Annotated in this window: 19 protein-coding genes; 17 read left to right on the top strand and 2 right to left on the bottom strand. The window is 29.6% G+C overall.

The features are described 5' to 3' along the window. The first annotated feature begins 7 nt into the window (after positions 1–7). From fabF to NNC19_RS15170, 13 genes are all read left to right on the top strand, one after another. Positions 8–1,246 (top strand): beta-ketoacyl-ACP synthase II, encoded by a 1,239-nt coding sequence (gene fabF / locus NNC19_RS15110; protein WP_310939501.1) that lies wholly within the window; start codon positions 8–10, stop codon positions 1,244–1,246. A 15-nt stretch (positions 1,247–1,261) separates the two neighbouring features. After that, entirely contained in the window at positions 1,262–1,762 is a 501-nt protein-coding gene (gene accB / locus NNC19_RS15115; protein ID WP_310939502.1) for an acetyl-CoA carboxylase biotin carboxyl carrier protein, read from the top strand. Between the two features lie 5 nt (positions 1,763–1,767). After that, positions 1,768–2,190, top strand: coding sequence for a 3-hydroxyacyl-ACP dehydratase FabZ (gene fabZ, locus NNC19_RS15120; RefSeq protein ID WP_310939503.1), 423 nt, complete (start codon positions 1,768–1,770; stop codon positions 2,188–2,190). Positions 2,191–2,199: 9 nt separating this feature from the next. Then, a complete protein-coding gene (locus NNC19_RS15125) occupies positions 2,200–3,552 on the top strand; it encodes an acetyl-CoA carboxylase biotin carboxylase subunit (protein WP_310939504.1) in 1,353 nt (450 codons plus the stop codon). Next, a complete protein-coding gene (accD, locus tag NNC19_RS15130) occupies positions 3,545–4,411 on the top strand; it encodes an acetyl-CoA carboxylase, carboxyltransferase subunit beta (protein ID WP_310939518.1) in 867 nt (288 codons plus the stop codon). Before NNC19_RS15125 ends, accD begins: the two co-directional genes overlap by 8 nt. Beyond that, positions 4,404–5,219, top strand: coding sequence for an acetyl-CoA carboxylase carboxyltransferase subunit alpha (locus tag NNC19_RS15135; protein ID WP_310939505.1), 816 nt, complete (start codon positions 4,404–4,406; stop codon positions 5,217–5,219). Before accD ends, NNC19_RS15135 begins: the two co-directional genes overlap by 8 nt. A gap of 129 nt (positions 5,220–5,348) precedes the next feature. After that, complete coding sequence (locus NNC19_RS15140) at positions 5,349–6,287, top strand: DUF4003 family protein (protein ID WP_310939506.1); 939 nt, start codon at positions 5,349–5,351, stop codon at positions 6,285–6,287. Positions 6,288–6,312: 25 nt separating this feature from the next. Further along, positions 6,313–6,729 carry a HutP family protein gene (locus NNC19_RS15145; RefSeq protein ID WP_310939507.1) on the top strand — a complete coding sequence of 139 codons (417 nt, stop codon included), beginning with the start codon at positions 6,313–6,315 and terminating at the stop codon, positions 6,727–6,729. Positions 6,730–7,059: 330 nt separating this feature from the next. Beyond that, positions 7,060–8,256 carry an acetate kinase gene (locus NNC19_RS15150; RefSeq protein ID WP_310939508.1) on the top strand — a complete coding sequence of 399 codons (1,197 nt, stop codon included), beginning with the start codon at positions 7,060–7,062 and terminating at the stop codon, positions 8,254–8,256. 386 nt (positions 8,257–8,642) lie between these two features. Continuing rightward, positions 8,643–9,734, top strand: a complete 1,092-nt coding sequence (locus tag NNC19_RS15155; protein WP_396136438.1) for a BMP family protein — start codon at positions 8,643–8,645, stop codon at positions 9,732–9,734. A gap of 96 nt (positions 9,735–9,830) precedes the next feature. Then, positions 9,831–11,369, top strand: coding sequence for an ABC transporter ATP-binding protein (locus NNC19_RS15160; protein WP_310939509.1), 1,539 nt, complete (start codon positions 9,831–9,833; stop codon positions 11,367–11,369). After that, positions 11,359–12,429, top strand: a complete 1,071-nt coding sequence (locus NNC19_RS15165) for an ABC transporter permease (RefSeq protein ID WP_310939510.1) — start codon at positions 11,359–11,361, stop codon at positions 12,427–12,429. Before NNC19_RS15160 ends, NNC19_RS15165 begins: the two co-directional genes overlap by 11 nt. 1 nt (position 12,430) lies before the next feature. After that, positions 12,431–13,378 carry an ABC transporter permease gene (locus tag NNC19_RS15170; RefSeq protein ID WP_310939511.1) on the top strand — a complete coding sequence of 316 codons (948 nt, stop codon included), beginning with the start codon at positions 12,431–12,433 and terminating at the stop codon, positions 13,376–13,378. Between the two features lie 86 nt (positions 13,379–13,464). Here the strand turns inward: NNC19_RS15170 and NNC19_RS15175 are convergent, their stop codons facing one another. Beyond that, positions 13,465–13,956 (bottom strand): CarD family transcriptional regulator, encoded by a 492-nt coding sequence (locus tag NNC19_RS15175; protein ID WP_310939512.1) that lies wholly within the window; start codon positions 13,954–13,956, stop codon positions 13,465–13,467. Between the two features lie 119 nt (positions 13,957–14,075). Beyond that, a complete protein-coding gene (locus tag NNC19_RS15180) occupies positions 14,076–14,489 on the bottom strand; it encodes a hypothetical protein (RefSeq protein ID WP_310939513.1) in 414 nt (137 codons plus the stop codon). A 246-nt stretch (positions 14,490–14,735) separates the two neighbouring features. Here NNC19_RS15180 and NNC19_RS15185 point away from each other — a divergent pair, with 246 nt between their 5' ends. The 4 genes from NNC19_RS15185 to NNC19_RS15200 all read left to right on the top strand — a co-directional run bounded on the left by NNC19_RS15185 (position 14,736) and on the right by NNC19_RS15200 (position 20,961). Beyond that, the gene (locus tag NNC19_RS15185; protein WP_310939514.1) at positions 14,736–15,911 is read left to right on the top strand and encodes a histidine kinase; all 1,176 of its coding nucleotides are present in this window, start codon (positions 14,736–14,738) and stop codon (positions 15,909–15,911) included. After that, complete coding sequence (locus NNC19_RS15190; RefSeq protein ID WP_310939515.1) at positions 15,886–16,563, top strand: response regulator transcription factor; 678 nt, start codon at positions 15,886–15,888, stop codon at positions 16,561–16,563. The genes NNC19_RS15185 and NNC19_RS15190 overlap by 26 nt, the downstream gene beginning before the upstream one ends. Before the next feature lie 940 nt (positions 16,564–17,503). After that, positions 17,504–19,114: a glycoside hydrolase family 28 protein gene (locus NNC19_RS15195; protein ID WP_310939516.1), complete on the top strand. Its 1,611-nt coding sequence runs from the start codon at positions 17,504–17,506 to the stop codon at positions 19,112–19,114. Positions 19,115–19,434: 320 nt separating this feature from the next. Next, positions 19,435–20,961, top strand: coding sequence for an extracellular solute-binding protein (locus NNC19_RS15200; RefSeq protein WP_310939517.1), 1,527 nt, complete (start codon positions 19,435–19,437; stop codon positions 20,959–20,961). Positions 20,962–21,165: the final 204 nt, after the last annotated feature.

The raw sequence follows: 21,165 nt of genomic DNA on the forward strand, positions 1-21,165 counted from the left end.
GGAAAATATGAATAGAAGAGTTGTAATTACAGGAATGGGTGCCGTGACACCTTTAGGTAATAATGTAGAAACTTATTGGAATAATATAAAAGAAGGTAAGTTAGGAATTGATTACATTAAAAATGTAGATAGTTCAAACCTTGATGTAAAAATAGCTGGAGAAGTTAAAGACTTTAGTCCAGAAGAAGTTATAGGAAAAAAGGAAGCTAGAAGACTTGATAGATTTACACAATTTGCCTTAGTAGCAGCAGATGAAGCTGTTAAAAATTCTGGCTTAGACTTAGAAACAATAGATAAAAAGAGATTCGGAGTTTATGTAGGATCTGGTATTGGTGGACTTATAACTATAGATAATGATATAAGAAAACATGAATCTAGTACAAATAAAAGAGTTTCTCCATTCTTTATTACTATGTCTATAGTTAACTTAGTAGCAGGAAATATTGCAATTAAATTTGGAGCTAAGGGTCCTTGTACATCAATGGTTACAGCTTGTGCTACAGGTAATAACAATATAGGTGAAGCATTTAGGTTGATAAAAAATGGATATGCTGATGTTATGCTTGCAGGTGGAAGTGAGGCTTCAATAACACCTATTGGAATTGGTGGATTTTATAGCATGAAGGCATTAAGCCCAACTTCAGATCCAAAGAGGGCATCTATTCCTTTTGATAAGGATAGAAATGGTTTCGTAATGGGTGAAGGTGGAGCAATACTTGTTCTAGAAACAGAAGAGTCAGCTAAGAAAAGAGGAGCAACAATACTTGCTGAAGTAGTTGGTTATGGAAGTACTTGTGATGCTTATCATATAACAAGTCCAGACCCAGAAGGTGAAGGAGCAGCAGATTCTATGCTAGATGCTATAACTGAAGCTGGAATAGCTAAAGATGAAGTGTCATATGTAAATGCTCATGGGACATCTACACCGTTAAATGATAAATATGAAACAATTGCTATTAAAAGAGCATTAGGAAATCATGCATATAAGATTCCTGTTTCTTCAACTAAATCTATGACAGGACACTTACTTGGTGGAGCTGGGGCTATAGAAGCAGTTGCATGTATAAAAGCTCTTCAAGATGGTTTTGTTCCACCAACTATAGGGTTAGAAAATGTAGATGAAGGATTAGATTTAGATTATGTTCCAAATGTAGGTAGAAAACAAGATCTTAAATATGTTTTATCAAATTCATTAGGATTTGGTGGACACAATGCTACACTACTTTTCAAGAAATGGGAAGAGTAAGTAGGAGGTAAAGAGATGAATTTTAAAGAAGTAAAAGAGTTAATTGATTCTATTAACTCATCAGATATAGCTTTATTTGAAATAAAGACAGCAGATATAGAAATAAAAATGGATAAATCATTAAATAGAGTAAGTGGGGCAGCAACTAAAGAAGTAGTTACTACTGAAAATATAGTAACTAAATCAAGTGAAGTGAATCTTGATAAAAAGGTTGAAAATGAAGTTGTGGTTAAAACAACAGAAGTACTAGTTGAATCAGAAGAAATTGATGATGATTTATCTATAATTACATCACCAATGGTTGGGACTTTTTACAGTGCATCTTCTCCAGATAATGATTCTTTCGTTAAAGTTGGTGACAGCATAAATGTAGGAGATACTTTGTGCATAGTAGAGGCTATGAAATTAATGAATGAAATCGAAGCTGAAATAAAAGGAACTATTAAAAAGATTTTAGTTAAAGATGGAGATATGGTAGAGTACGGTCAACCTATCTTTAAGGTTAAGGAGGAATAATAATTATGATGGGAATAAAAGAAATACAAGAAATATTACCTCACAGATACCCATTTTTGCTAATAGATAGAGTTACAGAAGTAATTGAAGGAAAAAGTGTTACAGGTTACAAAAATGTGACTATGAATGAACAGTTTTTTCAAGGACATTTTCCAGGCAATCCAATAATGCCTGGGGTACTTATACTTGAAGCCTTAGCTCAAGTTGGAGCTATAGCGGTGCTTCAAATGGAAGAGTATAAGGGAAAAACTCCTATGTTTGCTGGAGCTGATAAAGTTAAATGGAGAAAGCCAGTAGTTCCAGGAGATAAATTAGAATTAAGCTGTGAAATAATAAAATTAAGAGGCCCTATTGGAATCGGAAAAGGGATAGCTTCTGTAGATGGAAAGAAAGTTTGTGAAGCAGAGATAATGTTTGCAATAGGATAGGTGATTAAAATGTTTAAAAAAATACTTATTGCCAATAGAGGTGAAATAGCTGTTAGAATAATTAGAGCTTGTAGAGAAGCAGGAATTTTAACTGTTGCTGTTTATTCAGATATAGATAAAGAAGCTCTTCATACACAACTTGCAGATGAAGCGGTTTGTATTGGGCCGGCAGCAGCTAAAGATAGTTATCTAAATGAAACCAATATAATAAGTGCATGTGTCTTAACAGGTGCTGAAGCTATACATCCTGGTTTTGGTTTTTTGTCTGAAAATGCAAAGTTTGCTAAGATGTGTCAAGAATGTAATATAAAATTTATAGGACCAGACTATACTTCCATTGATCTTATGGGAAATAAAGCTATGGCAAGAAAACTTATGAAAGAAGCTGGAGTCCCAGTGGTACCAGGTTATGAAGGTGTAATTGAAAATGAAGACCATGGTGTTAGTATTGCTGTAGAAATTGGATATCCTGTAATGATAAAAGCTGCAGCCGGTGGTGGCGGAAAAGGTATAAGAATTGCCTATAATGAAACTGAATTCAGAAAAGGCTTTAATACAGCAAAAGCAGAATCTAAAGCATGTTTTGGTGATGATACTCTTTATATAGAAAAATTCGTTGAAAATCCAAGACATATTGAATTTCAAGTTTTAGCAGATGAACATGGAAGTGTTATTCATTTAGGTGAAAGAGAATGTTCTCTTCAAAGAAAAAATCAAAAAGTATTAGAAGAGGCACCATCAACATTTTTATCTGAAGAGTTAAGAAATGAGATGGGTGAAGTAGCTAAAAGAGCTGCAATAGCTGCTAAATATAAAAATGCAGGAACTATTGAATTCTTAGTAGATAAACATTGTAATTATTATTTTATGGAGATGAATACAAGAATTCAGGTTGAACATCCTATAACAGAGATGATTACTGGTGTTGATATCGTAAAAGAGCAATTAAAAATAGCATCAGGTATTCCTCTAGAATTAACACAAGAAGATATTAAGCTAAAAGGACATGCAATTGAGTGTAGAATAAATGCTGAAGATCCTAGCAAAAACTTTATGCCTTGTCCAGGAAAAATAGAAGAGTTATATGTTCCTGGTGGAATGGGAATTAGGCTAGATTCAGCAGCATATTGTGGATATAAGATACCACATTGTTATGATTCCATGATTGCTAAACTTATAGCTTTTGGAAAAGACAGGGATGAAGCTATTATAAAAATGAAAAGAGCTCTAGGTGAATTTGGTGTTGGTGGAGTTAAAACAAATATAGATTTTCAATATTCTTTATTAGAACAAGAAGAATTTTTAAAAGGAGAATATGATACTTCTTTTATCGGAGAAAAGATGGTGATTGGAAATGCTTAAGGATTTATTTAAGAAAAGTCAATATGCTACAGTAAAAACTATTACTAAAAGTGAAGAAGATAAACCTAATATTCCTTCAGGCCTTTGGGCAAAATGTGATAAGTGTGGGAGCATAATATATAAAGAAGACTTAATGAGTAATTACTATGTTTGCACAAGTTGTAATAATCATCTTAGAATAAAAGCTAGTACAAGAATAGAATTTTTCTTTGACAAAGGTTCATTTAAGGCTGTTGGAGAGGAAATAAAAACATCAAATCCTTTAAAGTTTCAAGGATATGAAGAAAAAATAATTAGAAGCAGAAAAAGCACTGATAGTAGTGAAGCTGTGGTCACAGGTATCGCAAAGGTAAATGGAATTGATGTAGCAACAGCTGTAATGGATAGCTATTTTATGATGGGGAGCATGGGGTCGGTAGTTGGTGAGAGAATCACATCAATAATAGAATATGCCACAGAAAATGGATTACCATTGATTATATTTACTACTTCAGGTGGAGCTAGAATGCAAGAAGGAATTATTTCACTTATGCAAATGGCTAAAATTAGTGCAGCTATTGCAAAGCATGATGATGCTGGATTATTATATATAACTGTTTTAACAGACCCAACAACTGGTGGAGTTACTGCTAGTTTTGCTATGGAAGGAGATATAATAATAAGTGAACCAAACGCTTTAGTAGGTTTTGCAGGTAGAAGAGTTATTGAAGATACAATAAAAGAAGTTTTGCCTGATGATTTTCAAAAAGCTGAATTTTTATTAAAAAAAGGATTTATAGATACAATTATAGATAGAAGAAATTTAAGAAAAGAGATTTATAATATTTTAGCTATACATGAGGTGAAGAATAATGGGTAGAGAAATTATAAAAACGACTGCCTGGGATAGAGTTAATATAGCTAGACATAAGGATAGACCTACTGGAGCTTTTTATATAGAAAATATATTTAATAATTTTATTGAATTACATGGAGATAGAGTATTTGGCGATGATGGAGCAATAATTGGAGGAATAGGTACTATTGAAGGTAAACCTGTTACTGTTATAGCTATATCTAAAGGGTCTAATACAAAAGAAAACATTCAAAGAAATTTTGGTATGCCAAAGCCAGAAGGATATAGAAAAGCATTAAGACTTATGAAAAATGCAGAGAAGTTTAAAAGGCCAGTAATCTGTTTTATAGATACTCCAGGAGCTTTCTGTGGAGTTGATGCGGAAGAAAGAGGGCAAGGAGAAGCTATAGCTAGAAACCTTCTTGAGATGAGCAGATTAAAAACTCCTATTATATCTGTTTTGATGGGAGAAGGAGGAAGTGGAGGCGCATTGGCTCTTGCTGTTGCAGATAAAGTTCTAATGCTTGAAAATTCAATTTATTCAATACTTTCGCCAGAAGGTTTTGCTTCAATTTTATGGAAGGATGGAAGTAAAGCTAAAGAAGCTGCTGAAGTGATGAAAATTACTGCAGATAATTTAAAAGAGTTAAAGGTAATTGATAAAGTTATATCAGAGCCACGAGGTGGGGCTCATAAAAATCCTACTAAAATGGCTGATATATTAAAAGGTGCTATATTAGAAGAATTAAAAAATCTAAATAATAAATCTATTGATGAAATTATTGAATTTAGATACGAAAAGTTTAGAAATATGGGTAGTTTTACATTGTAAGAAAAAACCTTTCAAATTTAGAAAATTAAATTTGAAAGGTTTTTTTATAAGTTAAAATAAAAAGTATCCAAGATGTTTTAATTTTATGATATTATATTAATATAAAATACAAATAAAAAGGATGATGATATGGATATTGAGCTGAGAAGTAAGGTAGACTTATTTTCTGAGAATTATAAAGAGATAAGAAGAGTATTAAGATGGGATGGGAAAAGAATAAATATAATAGAAGCTCTTCTTAATAATAGAACAGATAAGGAAATAGATTTAGAAAAGTTAAAAAAGATTAGAGGATATTTAGAAGTTGAAGAAAGTGAGAAAAATATTTTTTCAAGGAGATTCAGTAATATATTTTCCTTATTAATTGATGAGAGTAAGGATTATAAAAAGGTATTTCAAGATACTGTTACAATATACGAGCATTTAACTTCAAAAGGATTTTTGGAAAATGAAGCTACACTTTTTTCTGCATTTATGCTTTCTAATAGATTTTATGGACAAGAGTTAGATAATAGGATTATTAAGACTATAGATATTAAATATGCATTTAAAGGCGATAATTATATTAGCTATACATTACTTGCCACGGGAGATAAATCTATTGACACTATTATGGATGAATTTAATACAATATCAGACAATATAAAAAAAGCAGGTAATTATGGTGAAGAAATAATCAATAATCTAACATTTTCGCTTATTTTAGAAGATAAAGAAGTAGTAAAAAAGGTTGAGAAAGTATTAGATATATTGTGTAATATAAAAAGTGAAATAGGTATATTAAGAAGCGAAGTATATTCTATGTTGGGAATAACTTCTACATTAATTAAAAATCCAATGAATTTTTCTAAAGAAATTAAAGATGTTTTTGATAGACTTAACAAGAAAAGATTTTTTAAGTATTTCATGAAAAAAGAATTAAAAATAATGATTTCAATTGGAATAGTTTTAAATATGTATATAGAGGAAGTTAAAGCTGATTTAATAGATATAAGTTTTAATGATAAAATAAATATGTATTTGGCTTTAGAGGAATGTTTAGTTTTCACAATATGTGATATAAATTAGTTAATAAACGAATGGAGATAATTATATGAGTGGTGAAACTAGTACTCAAGTTGCAAAGATTGCGACTAGAATGGCTATAAGTAGTAGAGAGGAAGAAGAGCTACTTAAAAGTGAATATTCAAAATTATCAGCAAGGGTTACAGCTGTTAATGTAGGTGGTAATATTAATGAGTCTGTTCATAAAATATTGGAAAGAGCATTAGTTGCATCAAAGAGGAATGGACTTATTAGAGAAGAGCATCTTCATGAGGGGGCTGTTATAGGGGCTACAAGGGATGCTTTGATGCAAGTAAGCACTAGAGCAAATGGACAAAATGTTGGGGGAAAGATTGGAATAGCTAGAAAAGGAGAACATATTTCAGTATGTATTTTTCTAAGTATTGGGCTTCTTCATTTAGATGAAGTTGTAATAGGAATTGGTCATAGATCATTACCAGAATAAAAAGAAAACTGAGAATAAAGAGATTAGGGAAAAATTCCTTAATCTTTTTTTGTGCTTGTATACAAGAAGATTAAGTGTGATTATATTTTTTATAAAAAAATATTGACTAAACTAGTGGGTTGCTATTATTATATAAAAGATGCAAAAAAAATAGAGTACAAGTATTTTGAAAAGTGTAAACGTTATTTGAAAGATGAATTTTTTTATAATAAAGTGTAAATAATGTTATGGATACTCTAGTATATTTGTGCAGATAATTGCGCAAATTCTACAATAAAGTGCATAAAAATACAAAAGATTAATTTAATATAAGAATTGGAGGAAAAGAATTTGAAGGTTTTAGTAATTAACTGTGGGAGTTCTTCTTTAAAATATCAATTAATTGATATGAATAATGAAAGTGTTTTAGCAAAAGGGATAGTTGAGAGAATTGGTATAGAAGGTTCTATGCTAGTCCAAAAAGTAGATGGAAGAGAAAAGTATGTTTTAAATGAAGAAATGAAAGATCATAAGATTGCTATATCATATGTATTAAATACATTAGTAGATGATAAAAATGGTGTAATAAAATCTATGGATGAAATTTCAGCTGTTGGTCATAGAGTTGTTCATGGTGGAGAAAAATATTCTAAGTCAGTAATAATAGATGAAAAAGTAAAAGAATCAATAAATGAATGTAGCAAATTAGCGCCACTTCATAATCCACCTAATTTAATAGGAATAGAAGTTTGTGAGGAACTTATGAAAGATACCCCAATGGTAGCAGTTTTTGATACAGCATTTCATCAAACTATGGATAAAAATGCTTATCTTTATGCATTGCCATATGAATTATATACAAAACATGGGATAAGAAAATATGGATTTCATGGAACTTCACATAAATTTGTATCAGAAGAGGCAGCAAAATATTTAGATAAAGATATTAAATCATTAAAAATAATCAGCTGTCATCTTGGAAATGGAGCATCAGTATGTGCTATAAAAGATGGTAAATCACTAGATACTACAATGGGACTAACTCCACTTGAAGGAGTTGTAATGGGAACAAGATCAGGAAGTATTGACCCTGCTATACCATTATATTTAATACATAGACTTGGATATTCTGTTGATGAAGTTGATAACATATTGAATAAAAAATCAGGAGTTTTGGGTATATCTGAAATTAGCTCAGACTTTAGGGATATAGAAACAGAATACGAAAAAGGCAATAAAAGAGCTATATTGGCATTTGATATATACCATAATAGTATTAAAAAGCAAATAGGAGCATATACTGCTGCAATGGGCGGAGTTGATGTTATAATATTTACAGCTGGCGTTGGAGAAAATGGACCTATTACAAGAGAATTAGCTTTAAAAGGTTTAGAATTTATGGGGATAAAACTTGATCATGAAAAAAATAAGGTTCGTGGAGAGTTTGAGGAAATATCAACAGTAGATTCAAAGATTAAAGTATTAGTAGTGCCTACTAATGAAGAACTTGTTATAGCAAGAGATACAGTTAATTTAATTAAGAAGTAATAAAATTTTAATATATATTTAAAATATCCATGAACGAGTAGTTAACCTTCACTTATGAATAATATAAGATTTTATAACATAATATATATTGAGAATTAAAATCTATATTTAATATTGATTTTAGGAATGAATTAAAGTTTTTTACATTTTGTATTGCATATTTATATTTAAATATAGCCTTATTTCAACATAGTTACTTAACACTAATAAAAAAAAGTTAACGATTTCTTTTTTTAATAATAAATCATTAACTTTCTATTGCAATATGTAACTTTAAAGGATAAAATTATATAGATAATGCGATACATGTGATAAATTTCCTTATAAAATGAAGAAATTTATCACAGAATCTTTTTGAAAGTAAATTGATACTTGGAGGGTTTAAAATGAAAAAAAAATCAATTGCGTTAGCATTAACTACTTTCTTAGTAACGGGGTTAATGGTTGGATGTGGAAACAGTGATAAAAGTCAAAAAAATTCAGTAAAGGTTGGAATGGTTACAGATTCAGGAACAATAGATGATAAATCATTCAATCAAGGTAGTTGGGAAGGAATATTAAAAGCTAAAAAGGAATTGGGAATCACAGAAAAATATCTTCAACCAGATGGGCAAACTTTAGCTGATTATACATCAAAGATTAAGGATTTATATGATGGAGGATTCAAATTCATAGTTGCACCTGGATTTAAATTTGAGCAAGCAATATTTGAATCTCAAGAGAAGTACAAAGATGCTAAATTTGTATTAATAGATGGTTCTCCTAATAATGGTAAAGAGGGAAGCGAAAAGCAAGCAAAGGTTGGAGAAAATACAGTTGCTGTATCATTTGCAGAGCAGCAATCAGGATTTATGGCAGGTGTAGCAGCTTCAGTTGAATTAAAAGAAGGAGATTTAGGTTTTATTGGAGGAATGGAAATTCCAGCAGTTCAAAGATATAACTGGGGATTCCAACAAGGTGTTAAATATGCTAATGAAAAATTAGGAACAAAGATGACATTAAAACCTGAAAACATAATTTATCAAGGTACATTTAACAGTTCTGATGCAGGCCAACAAATAGCAGCTACTATGTATGGTAGAGGAGTTAAGGCTATTTTTGCAGCAGCAGGTGGAACTGGAACTGGTGTTATTACAGAAGCAAAAACTAGAGCTAAAAAAGGTGATAAAGTTTGGGCAATTGGTGTTGATACTGACCAATATCAAGAAGGTATCTATGATGAAGGAAAATCAGCAATTTTAACTTCAGCTATGAAAAAAGTAGATGCTACTACTTATAAGTTAGTTAAAGATGAATTAGATGGAAATTTCCCAGGTGGGCAATCACTTGTATTAGATGCTAATACTGATAGTGTTGGAATACCAGATCAAAATCCAAATTTAAGTGATACAACTATTAAAAGTTGTAAAGAAGTATTTGACAAGATTAAGAGTGGAGAAGTTAAAGTTGCAGCTGAACAAGGTAATTTAATAAAGTAATAATTTAGGAAGAGTATGTAGAAAAAAGACGGTTCTTCCGTCTTTTTTTGTGTACAATGTTTAAAGTGTTAAATTAATTAAGATGGAGGATAAGGAATGGAATATGTAGTTGAAATGTTAAACATTCGAAAAGAGTTCCCTGGAATAGTTGCTAATGATAATATTACATTACAGCTGAAAAAAGGTGAGATACATGCTTTGCTTGGCGAAAATGGAGCTGGTAAATCAACCCTTATGAGTGTTTTGTTTGGTATGTATCAACCAGAAGGTGGAGTTATAAAAGTTAAAGGCAAAGAAGTTAAGATTGGTAACCCAAATGTGGCAAATGATTTAGGGATTGGAATGGTACATCAACATTTTAAACTAGTTGAAAATTTTACTGTTACAGAAAACATAATTTTAGGTAAAGAATCAAAGCGTTTTGGTTTGTTTTTAGATACAAAAAGTGCAGCAAAAAAAATAGAAGAGTTATCCAAAAAATATGGATTAAATGTGGATCCATATGCAAAAATAGAAGACATAAGTGTTGGTATGCAACAAAGAGTTGAAATATTAAAGATGTTATATAGAAATGCAGAAGTTTTAATATTTGATGAGCCAACAGCTGTTTTAACACCTCAAGAAATTGAAGAACTAATAAATATTTGGAAAACATTAATTAAAGAAGGTAAATCTTTAATTATCATTACACATAAGTTAAAAGAAATTAAAGCAGCTGCAGATAGATGTTCTGTTATAAGAAGAGGAAAATACATAGGAACAGTTGATGTTAAAAATACATCTCAAGCAGAAATGGCTAAAATGATGGTTGGAAGAGAAGTTTCATTTAAAGTTGATAAAAAACCAGCTAATCCTGGTGATGTTTTAGTTAAGATAGAAAATTTAAATGTTAAAAACAATAAAAAAGTTTTAGGGGTTAAGGATTTCTCAATAGACATTAGAGCTGGAGAAATACTTGGAATTGCTGGGGTTGAAGGTAATGGACAAAGTGAACTTATAGAGGCTATTACTGGGCTTAGAAAAATTGAGTCTGGAAAGATTGATTTAAAAGGGAATAATATAAGTAATTTAAAGGTTCGAGAGAGAATTGAAAGTGGTATTGCTCATATACCAGAAGATAGACAAAAAAGAGGTTTAATTTTAGAGTATACATTAGAAGAAAATATGATATTGCAAAAATATATGAAAGAACCTTTTTCGAATAAACTAGGTATACTTAATAGAAGTGAAATTAGAAAATATGCTGATGGAATAATTGAAGCTTTTGACGTAAGATCAGGAGAAGGTGCTGTTTCAAGATCAAAAACATTATCTGGAGGAAATCAACAAAAGGCTATTATAGGACGTGAAATTGGATTAGATCCGGAATTATTAATAGCTGTTCAACCTACAAGAGGATTAGATGTTGGATCAATAGAATATATTCACAAAAGACTAGTTGAGCAAAGAGATAATGGAAAAGCTGTACTTTTAGTGTCTTTAGAACTTGATGAAATTTTAAATGTATCTGATAGGATAGCTGTTATTAATAATGGAGAATTAATCGGAATAGTAAATGCTAGCGAAACTGATGAAAAAGAAATCGGATTAATGATGGCAGGAGTTAAAAAGGAGGATAATAAAAATGAAGAATAATGGATTAAAATCTTTTCTTGCAATTCTCCTAGGACTAGTAGCAGGAGCAATATTGATGGCAGCAATGGGGCATAACCCATTAGAAGGTTATCTCTATTTAACTCAAGGTGGATTGATGACTACAGAAAGAATAGCAAACACTATTGCTACATCAACCCCTTTAATACTTACTGGCCTATCAGTTGCTTTTGCATTTAGAACTGGATTATTTAATATAGGGGCACCTGGACAAATGTTATTTGGAGGGTTTTGTTCAACAGCAGTAGGATTAACTTTTACAAGCTTACCAAGACCTATTTTGTTATTATTTGCTATATTAGCAGGTTTAGTAGGTGGAGCATTGTGTGCAGGATTGGTTGGATTTTTAAAAGCTAAGTTTAATGTACATGAAGTTGTTGGTTCTATAATGCTAAATTGGACAATTTATTGGTTTGTTTATTATACAATACCAGCTCATTTTAAAGCTGAAGGAATTGAAACCGAATCAAGACAATTACCAGAAATAGCTTCGTTAAAAACTAGTTGGTTAACAAATATGTTTGATGGATCATTTATAAATTATGGTATTATTATAGCAATTATTGCAGTTATAGTAATTTGGTTTATTATAGATAAGACGGTTTTAGGATATGAATTAAAAGCAGTCGGATTTAATAAATTCTCTGCAGAATATGCTGGAATTTCAGTTAACAAAAATATAGTTATTTCTATGATGATTGCTGGAGCTCTTGCAGGACTTGCAGGTACAGCACAATATATAGGTAATGCAACTAATATTCAAATTGGTGTTTTACCTGATCAAGGTTTTGATGGAATAGCTGTTGCTTTACTTGGAGCAAGTTCTCCCTTTGGAGTATTAGCAGCTGCGCTTTTCTTTGGACTTTTATATGCAGGAAAAGGATTCATGACAACAATGGCAAGTATTCCACCAGAAATAGCAGATACAATAATGGCAACAATAATTTACTTTGCTGCTACAAGTATGATAATGGATAAGTTAATAAAGAAGTTTAAAAAACGAAAAAATCATGAAAAATTAAATATAAAGGAGGAGAAGTAATATGTTAGATACTTTAGAACAAATCTTTCCTTATGCAATAGCATATACAGTGCCTCTTTTATTAACAGCTCTTGGTGCTGTATATTGTGAAAGAAGTGGAGTGGTAAATGTAGGGCTAGATGGACTTATGATATTTGGGTCATTTGTTGGGGCATATACTATAGTTACTTTACAAAATCAAGGTAATGAATATGCTCTATGGATAGGTTTATTTGCAGCAGCTTTAGCCGGAGTAATCTTTTCGTTATTACATGCATTTGCAAGTGTGACATTAAATGCAAATCAAGTTATTAGTGGTACTGCAATTAACATGATAGCAGGGGCTTTAACAGTTTATTTAGCAAGAAATATTACAGGAAGCGGAAATATAAGAATAAGACTTGGATTTATACCAGGAGAAGTTCCTGTGCTTTCAAAAATACCAGTAGTGGGATCATTATTATTTACAAATTCATATGCTACAACATGGTTAGCTTTAGCAATATTAATATTAAGTATTTTGGTGTTAAATAAAACAAGTTTTGGATTAAGATTAAAATCTTGCGGTGAACATCCCCAAGCAGCGGATGCAGCAGGGATTAATGTTTATAGAATGAGATATATCGGTGTTATGATATCTGGAGCTTTGGCTTCTCTCGCTGGAGCAGTTATAATAGTAACTTATGGGGGAGAATTTACTGGCTCTGTATCAGGGCTTGGATTCTTAGCATTAGCAGCTCTTATTTTTGGACAATGGAAGCCATTAGGAGTTTTGGGTGCTACATTATTCTTTGGATTTGCATCAACAATTGCGAATATTTCACAAGTAATGCCATCATTAGCATCAGTACCGCCAGTTTATCTTAAGATTTTCCCGTATGTTGCTACACTTTTAGTACTTGTATTCTTCTCTAAGAGAACTCAAGCGCCAAAAGCATCAGGAGAACCATTTGAGGTTGGCAAAAGATAAGTAGAATTAAATAAAAGGCTGTATCTTTAGGAAGTTACAAAAAACTTTTAGAGATACAGCCTTTAACTTTGTATAATATGTAGAATTTAAAGTGATAAGTTTTTTTCTAATAAATCATTAGCTTCGTTATCAGTAATATTCTTAACAAGGCTAATTTCTTCTATAAGTACTTTTTTTATCGTATTTAACATTTGATTTTCACTTGAGTTTAATGAATGGCTTCTCTTTATTAAAGAGAGGTTTAAGAAAACTTCAATGTAATCTTGTAATGATCCAGATTTTACTTTTGCTGAGTTGGTTAAAAACCTATCTTTACTATTAGTTGAATCTATAGCATCATTTTGTTCACTTAGCCTTTTTAAATTATCTAAAATATTATCTAAAGTGTTAGAATCACATATTAACCGTATGCTAGAATTCTCAATGCGGTTACAAGGTAAAGTAATTTTTAGAGAATTGTTTAATAAGTGAATGTTGTAGAATTTTTGCGTTTCACCACGAAACTCTTTTTCTTCAATTAAATCTATAATACCTACACCTTGGTTTGGATAAACTATTTTATCTCCTGTTTTAAACAAATTAAGCACCTCCAAAATAATCATATTTATATTATACCACATTTTAGAGATATTAGCCAAAAATTTTTATTTTATCATAGAAGAAAAAGCATGTCAATTATATAATGATAATATTTTTTTTATAAATTAATACCTTGTTTTTTTAAGTAAGCTGATAATTCAGTTTTGCAATTACACTTTAGTTTACAGTTACAAATACTTAATAAGTAGACATTTTTAAAAGAAGTAATAGCCTTGGAATAATTATCTTTTGGTATTTTTGTTATATAAGTAGAAATCAATATAGAACCATTTATAATAACTAGAAATTTAGCGAATTTAAATACATTATCTAAATTTGAAAAGTATCTTACTGTATAGAAAGTCTTTTTGAAATAGTAAATAAAAATAATGGAAATTGTACAATATATAAAAAGTGATATCTTTTCAGATGCATTTTTTATTTTAGCTGCTTTTAGTAAAGATTTAAATTTATCTTGAACAGAAGGAGTAAGATTTTTATAAAAGTTTTCTTTAAGTAATGAATTTTTCATTTTTTACCTCAAAATAAGTACTATAATTATTTTTATTTGAACTATCAACAATATATTACTTATGGTAAAAAATAATAAGACATAGACAATATTAGTCAGAGATAACATAGTTTTTAAGAATAAAAATAGTGTAAATATATAATTTTGATAATACTAAATATTAAAATGACAATATTATTTGAAAATAGACAAAATTCTATGTTATAATTTAATAAAACTATAAGATGAAGTTGAAATGGTGATGTTATGGGTGAAGAAAAAAGTAATGTAAATTCTATACTTTCTGTTGTTATTGAAGACATTCATAATGGCAAAGACAAAATATTTAATATTGCCGAATCCTTAAAAAGTGAATATGAAACTCAAGTAATGGAATTAAATATAGTTGAAGATCAAATTAAAAAACTTATTAAGGAAGTTGACAGACTAGAAAAAGTTGATAAGCAAATGAGAGAAAATTTAGCAAAGGCATCTGCAAATTTTGAAGTGAAAGAAGAAGAAGTTAGATTAATATATGAAGAAGCTTTAAATATTAGAGTTGAATATATTACTATGCAAAAAGAAGAAAGAAGATTGCAAACTAGAAGAGAATCTTTACAAAGGTCTATTAAAAATAATTTTCATAATATTAAAGATGCAGATAATGTAATTGAGCAAGTAAATGTAGCATTAAGCTATTTAAAAGGTGATGTTTACAAAAATATAGAGTCTGCTGAAGAAAATAGTAAAATAGCTTATGCCATAAAGTTTGTTGAAGCACAAGAGAAGGAAAGAAATAGGATAGCAAGAGATATTCATGATGGTCCAGCACAATATTTAGCAAGTACTCTTATGAGAATTGATTTTTGTAAAATGTTGCTAAATAAAGATTTAGAAGAAGGATTAGAAGAATTAGAAGATCTTAAATCAAATGTTAGAAAAACATTAAAGGAAGTTAGGGGAATAATATTTGATTTAAAACCTCCATTTTTAAACGGAATTACTTTAGAGGCAGCAATAGAGGATTTAAAAGAAGCTTTTATAGAGGAGACATCTACAAATTTAATAGTAGATATTGAAAGTAGTGATTGTGCAGTTGATTATGTAATAGAAGTTGCTGTGTATAGAATAATTCAAGAAATCCTAAATAATATTAAAAAACATGCTGGAGCAAAGAATTCAGAAGTTCAATTGGATATAGGAGAAGATTATATCTATTTGAGTATTAAGGATGATGGTAAAGGTTTTAATGTTACTGAATTTTTCAAGAATGCTAGAAAGAATACAAAAAGCTATGGATTAAAAGGAATTTACGATAGAATAGATGAATTAGGTGGATCTATGCAAATAAAGTCTTTAATAGATGAAGGGACAGAGTATAGGATAAAGCTGCCTACAATTAGGGGGAACGAAAACAGTGATAAAGTTAGCTATAACGGATGATCATGCATTAATAAGAGAAGGTCTAATCAGAATAATTAGTTATGAAAAAGATTTAGAAATAGTGCTTGAAAGTGATAGTGGAGAAGATTTAATAGAAAAATTGAAAGAGATTACTCCAGATATAATATTATTAGATATTAATATGGATAAACTCGATGGGGTAGAAACGTTAAAAATTGTTAAAAAGAAATGGCCTGATATAAAAATAATAATCTTAACTGTAGAAAAACAAAAAAGGAAAATAAAAGAAGTGCTAGATTTTGGGGCTGAAGGATATGTATTAAAAGAATCAGCTGGAAATGCTATAACTAATGCCATAAGAGCTGTATTTAGCGGTGAAAAATATATTGATAAGACACTTATGGAATCAGTATTCATTGATGATTATATAAGTACAAATGAAAACAAACTTGAAAACCTATCTAACAGAGAATTAAGTATATTAATAAAAATTTCTGAGGGGAAGAAGAATAAAGAGATTGCAGAAATGTTATTTTTATCAGAAAAAACAGTTAAAAATTATGTAACGAGTATATTTAGAAAGATAGAAGTAGAAGATAGGGTTCATGCAACATTATATGCTATTGAGAATAATGTAAGTGGATTTTATGAAGAAAAAAACAAAGGAAATAACTTGGAAGATTATACATAATTCTAAATTGTGAAAAATAAGTCAATATAAATGAGTTGGCTTATTTTTTGTATAGGAGTACTACCATAAATATTAGCAAAAAAGGGGACTAAGGTCCTAAAAATAAAAGGACTAAAGATATCTATTATTTTGAATAGAAACATATATAATAAAAATATGGGTATGACCTCTTGCTTCAAGTAAGCTTGACCCATAGCTTATGTTTAGTTTCCCACCTATATGAAGCAAGTAATGTTTTTTATCGTTTGCAGTATATAAAGAAGTCATCTTCAAAAGGTGGCTTCTTTGTTATTAAAAAAATTCTCTACTCTCTTTTTAATATTTTCTATTAGAAAGAGGACTATAGTCCTAAAAATAAAAGGACCATAGATATCTATCATTTCAATAAGAAACAGATATAATAAGAGTATGGGTATTATGTATCTTGCTTCAAATAAGCTCTACCCATAGCTTATGTTTAGTTTCCCACCTATATGAAGCAAGTAATATTTTTTATCGTTTGCAGTATATAAGAAGAAGCCGCCTCAAAAGAGGTGGTTTCTTTGTTAAAGAAACTTTTATTTCTTAATTATTAGAAGGGGACTATAGTCCTGAAAATAAAGGGACTAAAGATATCTATTATTTAAAACATAAACATATATAATAAGTATATGGGCATTATCTCTTGCTTCAAGTAAGCCTAGCCCATGGCTTATGTTTAGTTTCCCACCTATATGAAGCAAGTAATATTTTTTATCGTTTGCAGTATATAAAGGGACCATCTCGAAGGAGATGGTTTCTTTGTTTTTGAAAGAATTATTTAGAATAATATTTTAGGTGTCGCAAAATAAAAATGAAAGGGAATCATTTATAAATAGAGGAGTATAAGAGTATTTGTAGAATATATATATAAATCTAGGAAGTAAATGTAATTATTTCAAGTGAAAAGGGGAATGTTAAAATGATTAAAAAACACAAATTCAAATTACTATTAACTACAACAGTGTTTCTAGTTGCTATTTCTTTTGGTCCTATTAATAGAAATATAGTAAGAGCAGATATAATAAGGAATGCACCTCAAGATGTTATAGTTCCAAGTTTGGGATATTCAGATGATTCCATTACAGTTATATGGGATAAGCCGGCTGATTACTCAAAAATTTCAAGTTATAATGTTTATGTAAACGATTCTTTGACTGCTAATACAACTAAGTTAAATTACACAGTTTCAAATTTACAGGCAGATTCAACTTATACAATTAAGGTTAGAGCTAAATATTCTAATAATACTGAGTCAGCTGATAGCAAAGTAATAACACAAAAAACATCACCAAAAGCTCAAGTTTTTGATGTAACAAAGTATGGAGCTGTTGGTGATGGAAAAACTCTGAATACAGATAAGATTCAAGCTGCTATAAATGATTGTTCAAATGGTGGAACAGTTGTAATTCCTTCAGGTGATTTTTTATCAGGAGCATTATATTTAAAAAGCAATATGTCACTTAGGATAGATGGAACACTTCTTGGTAGTGACAATATTAATGATTATGCTTTTACAAGTAAGAGATTCCCATACTATTCTACTAATAATTATATGGGGCTAATAAACGCATATACAACTGATTATGGTAGCATATCAAATGTAAAAATATATGGGAAAGGTACTGTAAATGGAGGAACTTATTCGAACGGAAATCTAACAAAACTTGGACAGGCTCAGAGTAAACTTAAAGGAGATAAGGGAAGAAGTGACTTAATAACAGCAAAAGGAGTAACTGGATTCTATATCGGGGGGATTAATATTGTAAATCCAGCAGAACATTCTATATTTATAAGCTATAGCAAGAATGTAACGGTTGATGGAATTTCAGTTAAAACCTATGGGATACATAATGCAGATGGAATAGACATTGCAACTACTGATAATAGTAATATATTTAATAGTTATTTTGATAATGGGGATGATTGTATAAATCTTAATGCAGGATATGGATTGGATGCAATAAAAGAAAATATACCTGATAGCAATATTAGAATATTTAATTGTACAACAAAGAGAGGGCATGGAGGAGTTGTTTTTGGAAGTTATACTGGAGCATGGATTGAAAATGTTTCTGTAGAAGACTGTGTATTTGACGGAACTAATATAGGCCTTAGATTTAAAACTAGCAAAGAGATTGGTGGTGGATCTAGAAATGTAACAGTAAGGGATATAACAATGCGTAATATTGTAAATGATGCTATATCATTTGATAGTAATTATGGGCTTACTAATGTTGAAAATCCAGCACCAACACCAGGATGTTTTCATGATATAACTTTATCAAATATAAGTTGTACCAAAGCTGGTGGATATGGAATATGGGCCAATGCATTATCCACACAATATAATTACAATATAAATTTAAATAATATTACATTAGATTCTTGTAAAAAGGGAGCATCTATAAAATATCTTAAGAATAGTACCTTTAAAGGGGTTACTTTTACCAATAGTGGAAAATCACCTTGGGTAAGTTCGAATACTACAAATGTAAATTATTTAAATTGTACTCCAAAACCTGCAAAATAAATTATATTTTTGACTTAAGTTGACTTGGATACAATGTAAGCAACTTTATATAAATCATAGTTATTAATTTTCAGAATTGACATCTAGAATTAGTTGATATACAATGATATCATATTAAACATATAACAATAATACAATTTATTTGGAATTTATATATTTACAAGTTAACCAGAAAGACTGGAGACTAATTATAAGTATCAAGGATAAATGTGACTAAAAGTTGCATTACGATGATGCTATGTAATTAGTTTTTTGTTTTATAGAAAAAAATAATTATATAGTATTGAAAACTAACTACAATTGAAAAGGAGATGTTAATTATGAAAAATAAAAAAATTGCATTATTTTTAGTAGGCATATTATCAATAATCACTATGTTAGCTAGTTGTAGTTCAAAAAGTTCTGAAAATGATACTGATGATAAGAAAATAACTATAATGGCACCTTTATTAATTTCTGATGTACCAACAAAGAATAATGAAATAGATAAAAAACTCAAAGAACTAACTGGTTATGATGTAGATATTACTTGGGTTCCAAATAGTTCATATGCAGATAAAGTCTCAATAACATTAGCTTCTAATGATGTTCCAGATATTATGATAGTAACAGATAAGGATGCAGCAACAATAAGTAATGTTAAGAAAGGTACTTTTTGGAAATTAGATAATTATTTAAAAGACTATGATAATTTATCAAAATCTGATGAAGAAATTAAATTAAATGCTTCATTTAATGGAGAAACTTATGGAATATATCGTAAGAGAGATGTTATACGTTCATGTGTAATATTTAGAAAAGATTGGTTAGATAAATTAGGTTTAAAAGTTCCAAGTACATTAGATGAGTTTACAAATGTACTTGAAAAATTTACAAATGACGATCCAGATGGAAATGGTGTTAATGATACAACAGGTATGGTAATACCTAAATGGACAGGTGGATTAAATACAAATAGTCCTTTTGATCAGATGGCAGTTTGGTTTGGAGCGCCAAATGGAACAACTATTAAAGATGGGAAGGTAGTTTTAGATTTTATGACTGATGAATATATAAAATCTTTAGATTACTTTAAAAAATTATATGATGAAGGTTTTATGAATAAGGATTTTGCAGTTCTAGATTCAGGAAAATGGGATGATTCTTTTGTAAATGGAAAAGCTGGAGTTATAGTAGATACTCAATCGAGAGCTATGAATAGATTAGCAAAAAAAACTGTTGAGAAATATGGAGATGATGGTCAAAATGGAGATTCTTATGTAACAATGATAGGTGATATTGCAACTGATGCTGGAAATTATATTCTACCAACGACTGGCTATTCAGGGATGTTTATGATACCAAAGCAAAGTGTAAAAGATGAAAAAAATCTTAAAAAAGTTTTGGACTTTATAAATAAAACAAATACAGAAGAAGTTACTACATTATTAAATCATGGAGTTGAAGGGGTTCACTATGAAATAAAAGATGAAAAAATTGAATCTACAACAGATCAAAAATTATTAAATGAGAAAACAGCTTACTCACAATTGTCAACTAATGTACTTGGTTATGATATTGAAGCTAAAAATCAGAAAAAAGGTAGTAAACTAGAAGAAATAAACACAAATATAATGGAAACTGGTAAAAAGAAAGCAGTATTTAACCCATGTGCTTCATTAATTTCGGATGTTTATTCTAAGAAAGGTGTACAATTACAAAATATTATGAGTGATGCTAGAATTCAATATATAGCTGGGCAAATAGATAAAGATGGATATAAATCTGCTCAAAAACAGTGGTTAAAGACAGGTGGACAAGAATATATAGATGAATTAACTGAATTATATAATAAAAATTTAAAATGATGAAGTTCAATAACAAACATATGAAAAGGCAGTATGATTTTACAAATGACTTTTACTGGTATATATTTTAATTATATAGAAGAACGTAATTAGAAATTTGACAAATAGCCAGAGGAGGGAGAAAATTATGTTATCTTTAGTGACTATAGTATAGGAAGTAAATAATAATATAACTATATATAATAGTAGTATTATATAAAGCTA

The organism is Clostridium sp. SHJSY1 (assembly GCF_031626875.1).
GTDB lineage: Bacteria > Bacillota > Clostridia > Clostridiales > Clostridiaceae > Clostridium.

What these genes read in the sequence shown, in the direction of transcription:
- fabZ (WP_310939503.1), top strand. Translation starts at nt 1,768, where the DNA reads ATGATGGGAATAAAAGAAATACAAGAAATATTACCTCACAGATACCCA.
- NNC19_RS15185 (WP_310939514.1), top strand. Translation starts at nt 14,736, where the DNA reads ATGGGTGAAGAAAAAAGTAATGTAAATTCTATACTTTCTGTTGTTATT.
- accD (WP_310939518.1), top strand. Translation starts at nt 3,545, where the DNA reads ATGCTTAAGGATTTATTTAAGAAAAGTCAATATGCTACAGTAAAAACT.
- NNC19_RS15170 (WP_310939511.1), top strand. Translation starts at nt 12,431, where the DNA reads ATGTTAGATACTTTAGAACAAATCTTTCCTTATGCAATAGCATATACA.
- accB (WP_310939502.1), top strand. Translation starts at nt 1,262, where the DNA reads ATGAATTTTAAAGAAGTAAAAGAGTTAATTGATTCTATTAACTCATCA.
- NNC19_RS15155 (WP_396136438.1), top strand. Translation starts at nt 8,643, where the DNA reads ATGAAAAAAAAATCAATTGCGTTAGCATTAACTACTTTCTTAGTAACG.
- NNC19_RS15140 (WP_310939506.1), top strand. Translation starts at nt 5,349, where the DNA reads ATGGATATTGAGCTGAGAAGTAAGGTAGACTTATTTTCTGAGAATTAT.
- fabF (WP_310939501.1), top strand. Translation starts at nt 8, where the DNA reads ATGAATAGAAGAGTTGTAATTACAGGAATGGGTGCCGTGACACCTTTA.
- NNC19_RS15135 (WP_310939505.1), top strand. Translation starts at nt 4,404, where the DNA reads ATGGGTAGAGAAATTATAAAAACGACTGCCTGGGATAGAGTTAATATA.
- NNC19_RS15160 (WP_310939509.1), top strand. Translation starts at nt 9,831, where the DNA reads ATGGAATATGTAGTTGAAATGTTAAACATTCGAAAAGAGTTCCCTGGA.
- NNC19_RS15125 (WP_310939504.1), top strand. Translation starts at nt 2,200, where the DNA reads ATGTTTAAAAAAATACTTATTGCCAATAGAGGTGAAATAGCTGTTAGA.
- NNC19_RS15180 (WP_310939513.1), bottom strand. Translation starts at nt 14,489, where the DNA reads ATGAAAAATTCATTACTTAAAGAAAACTTTTATAAAAATCTTACTCCT.
- NNC19_RS15200 (WP_310939517.1), top strand. Translation starts at nt 19,435, where the DNA reads ATGAAAAATAAAAAAATTGCATTATTTTTAGTAGGCATATTATCAATA.
- NNC19_RS15195 (WP_310939516.1), top strand. Translation starts at nt 17,504, where the DNA reads ATGATTAAAAAACACAAATTCAAATTACTATTAACTACAACAGTGTTT.
- NNC19_RS15165 (WP_310939510.1), top strand. Translation starts at nt 11,359, where the DNA reads ATGAAGAATAATGGATTAAAATCTTTTCTTGCAATTCTCCTAGGACTA.
- NNC19_RS15145 (WP_310939507.1), top strand. Translation starts at nt 6,313, where the DNA reads ATGAGTGGTGAAACTAGTACTCAAGTTGCAAAGATTGCGACTAGAATG.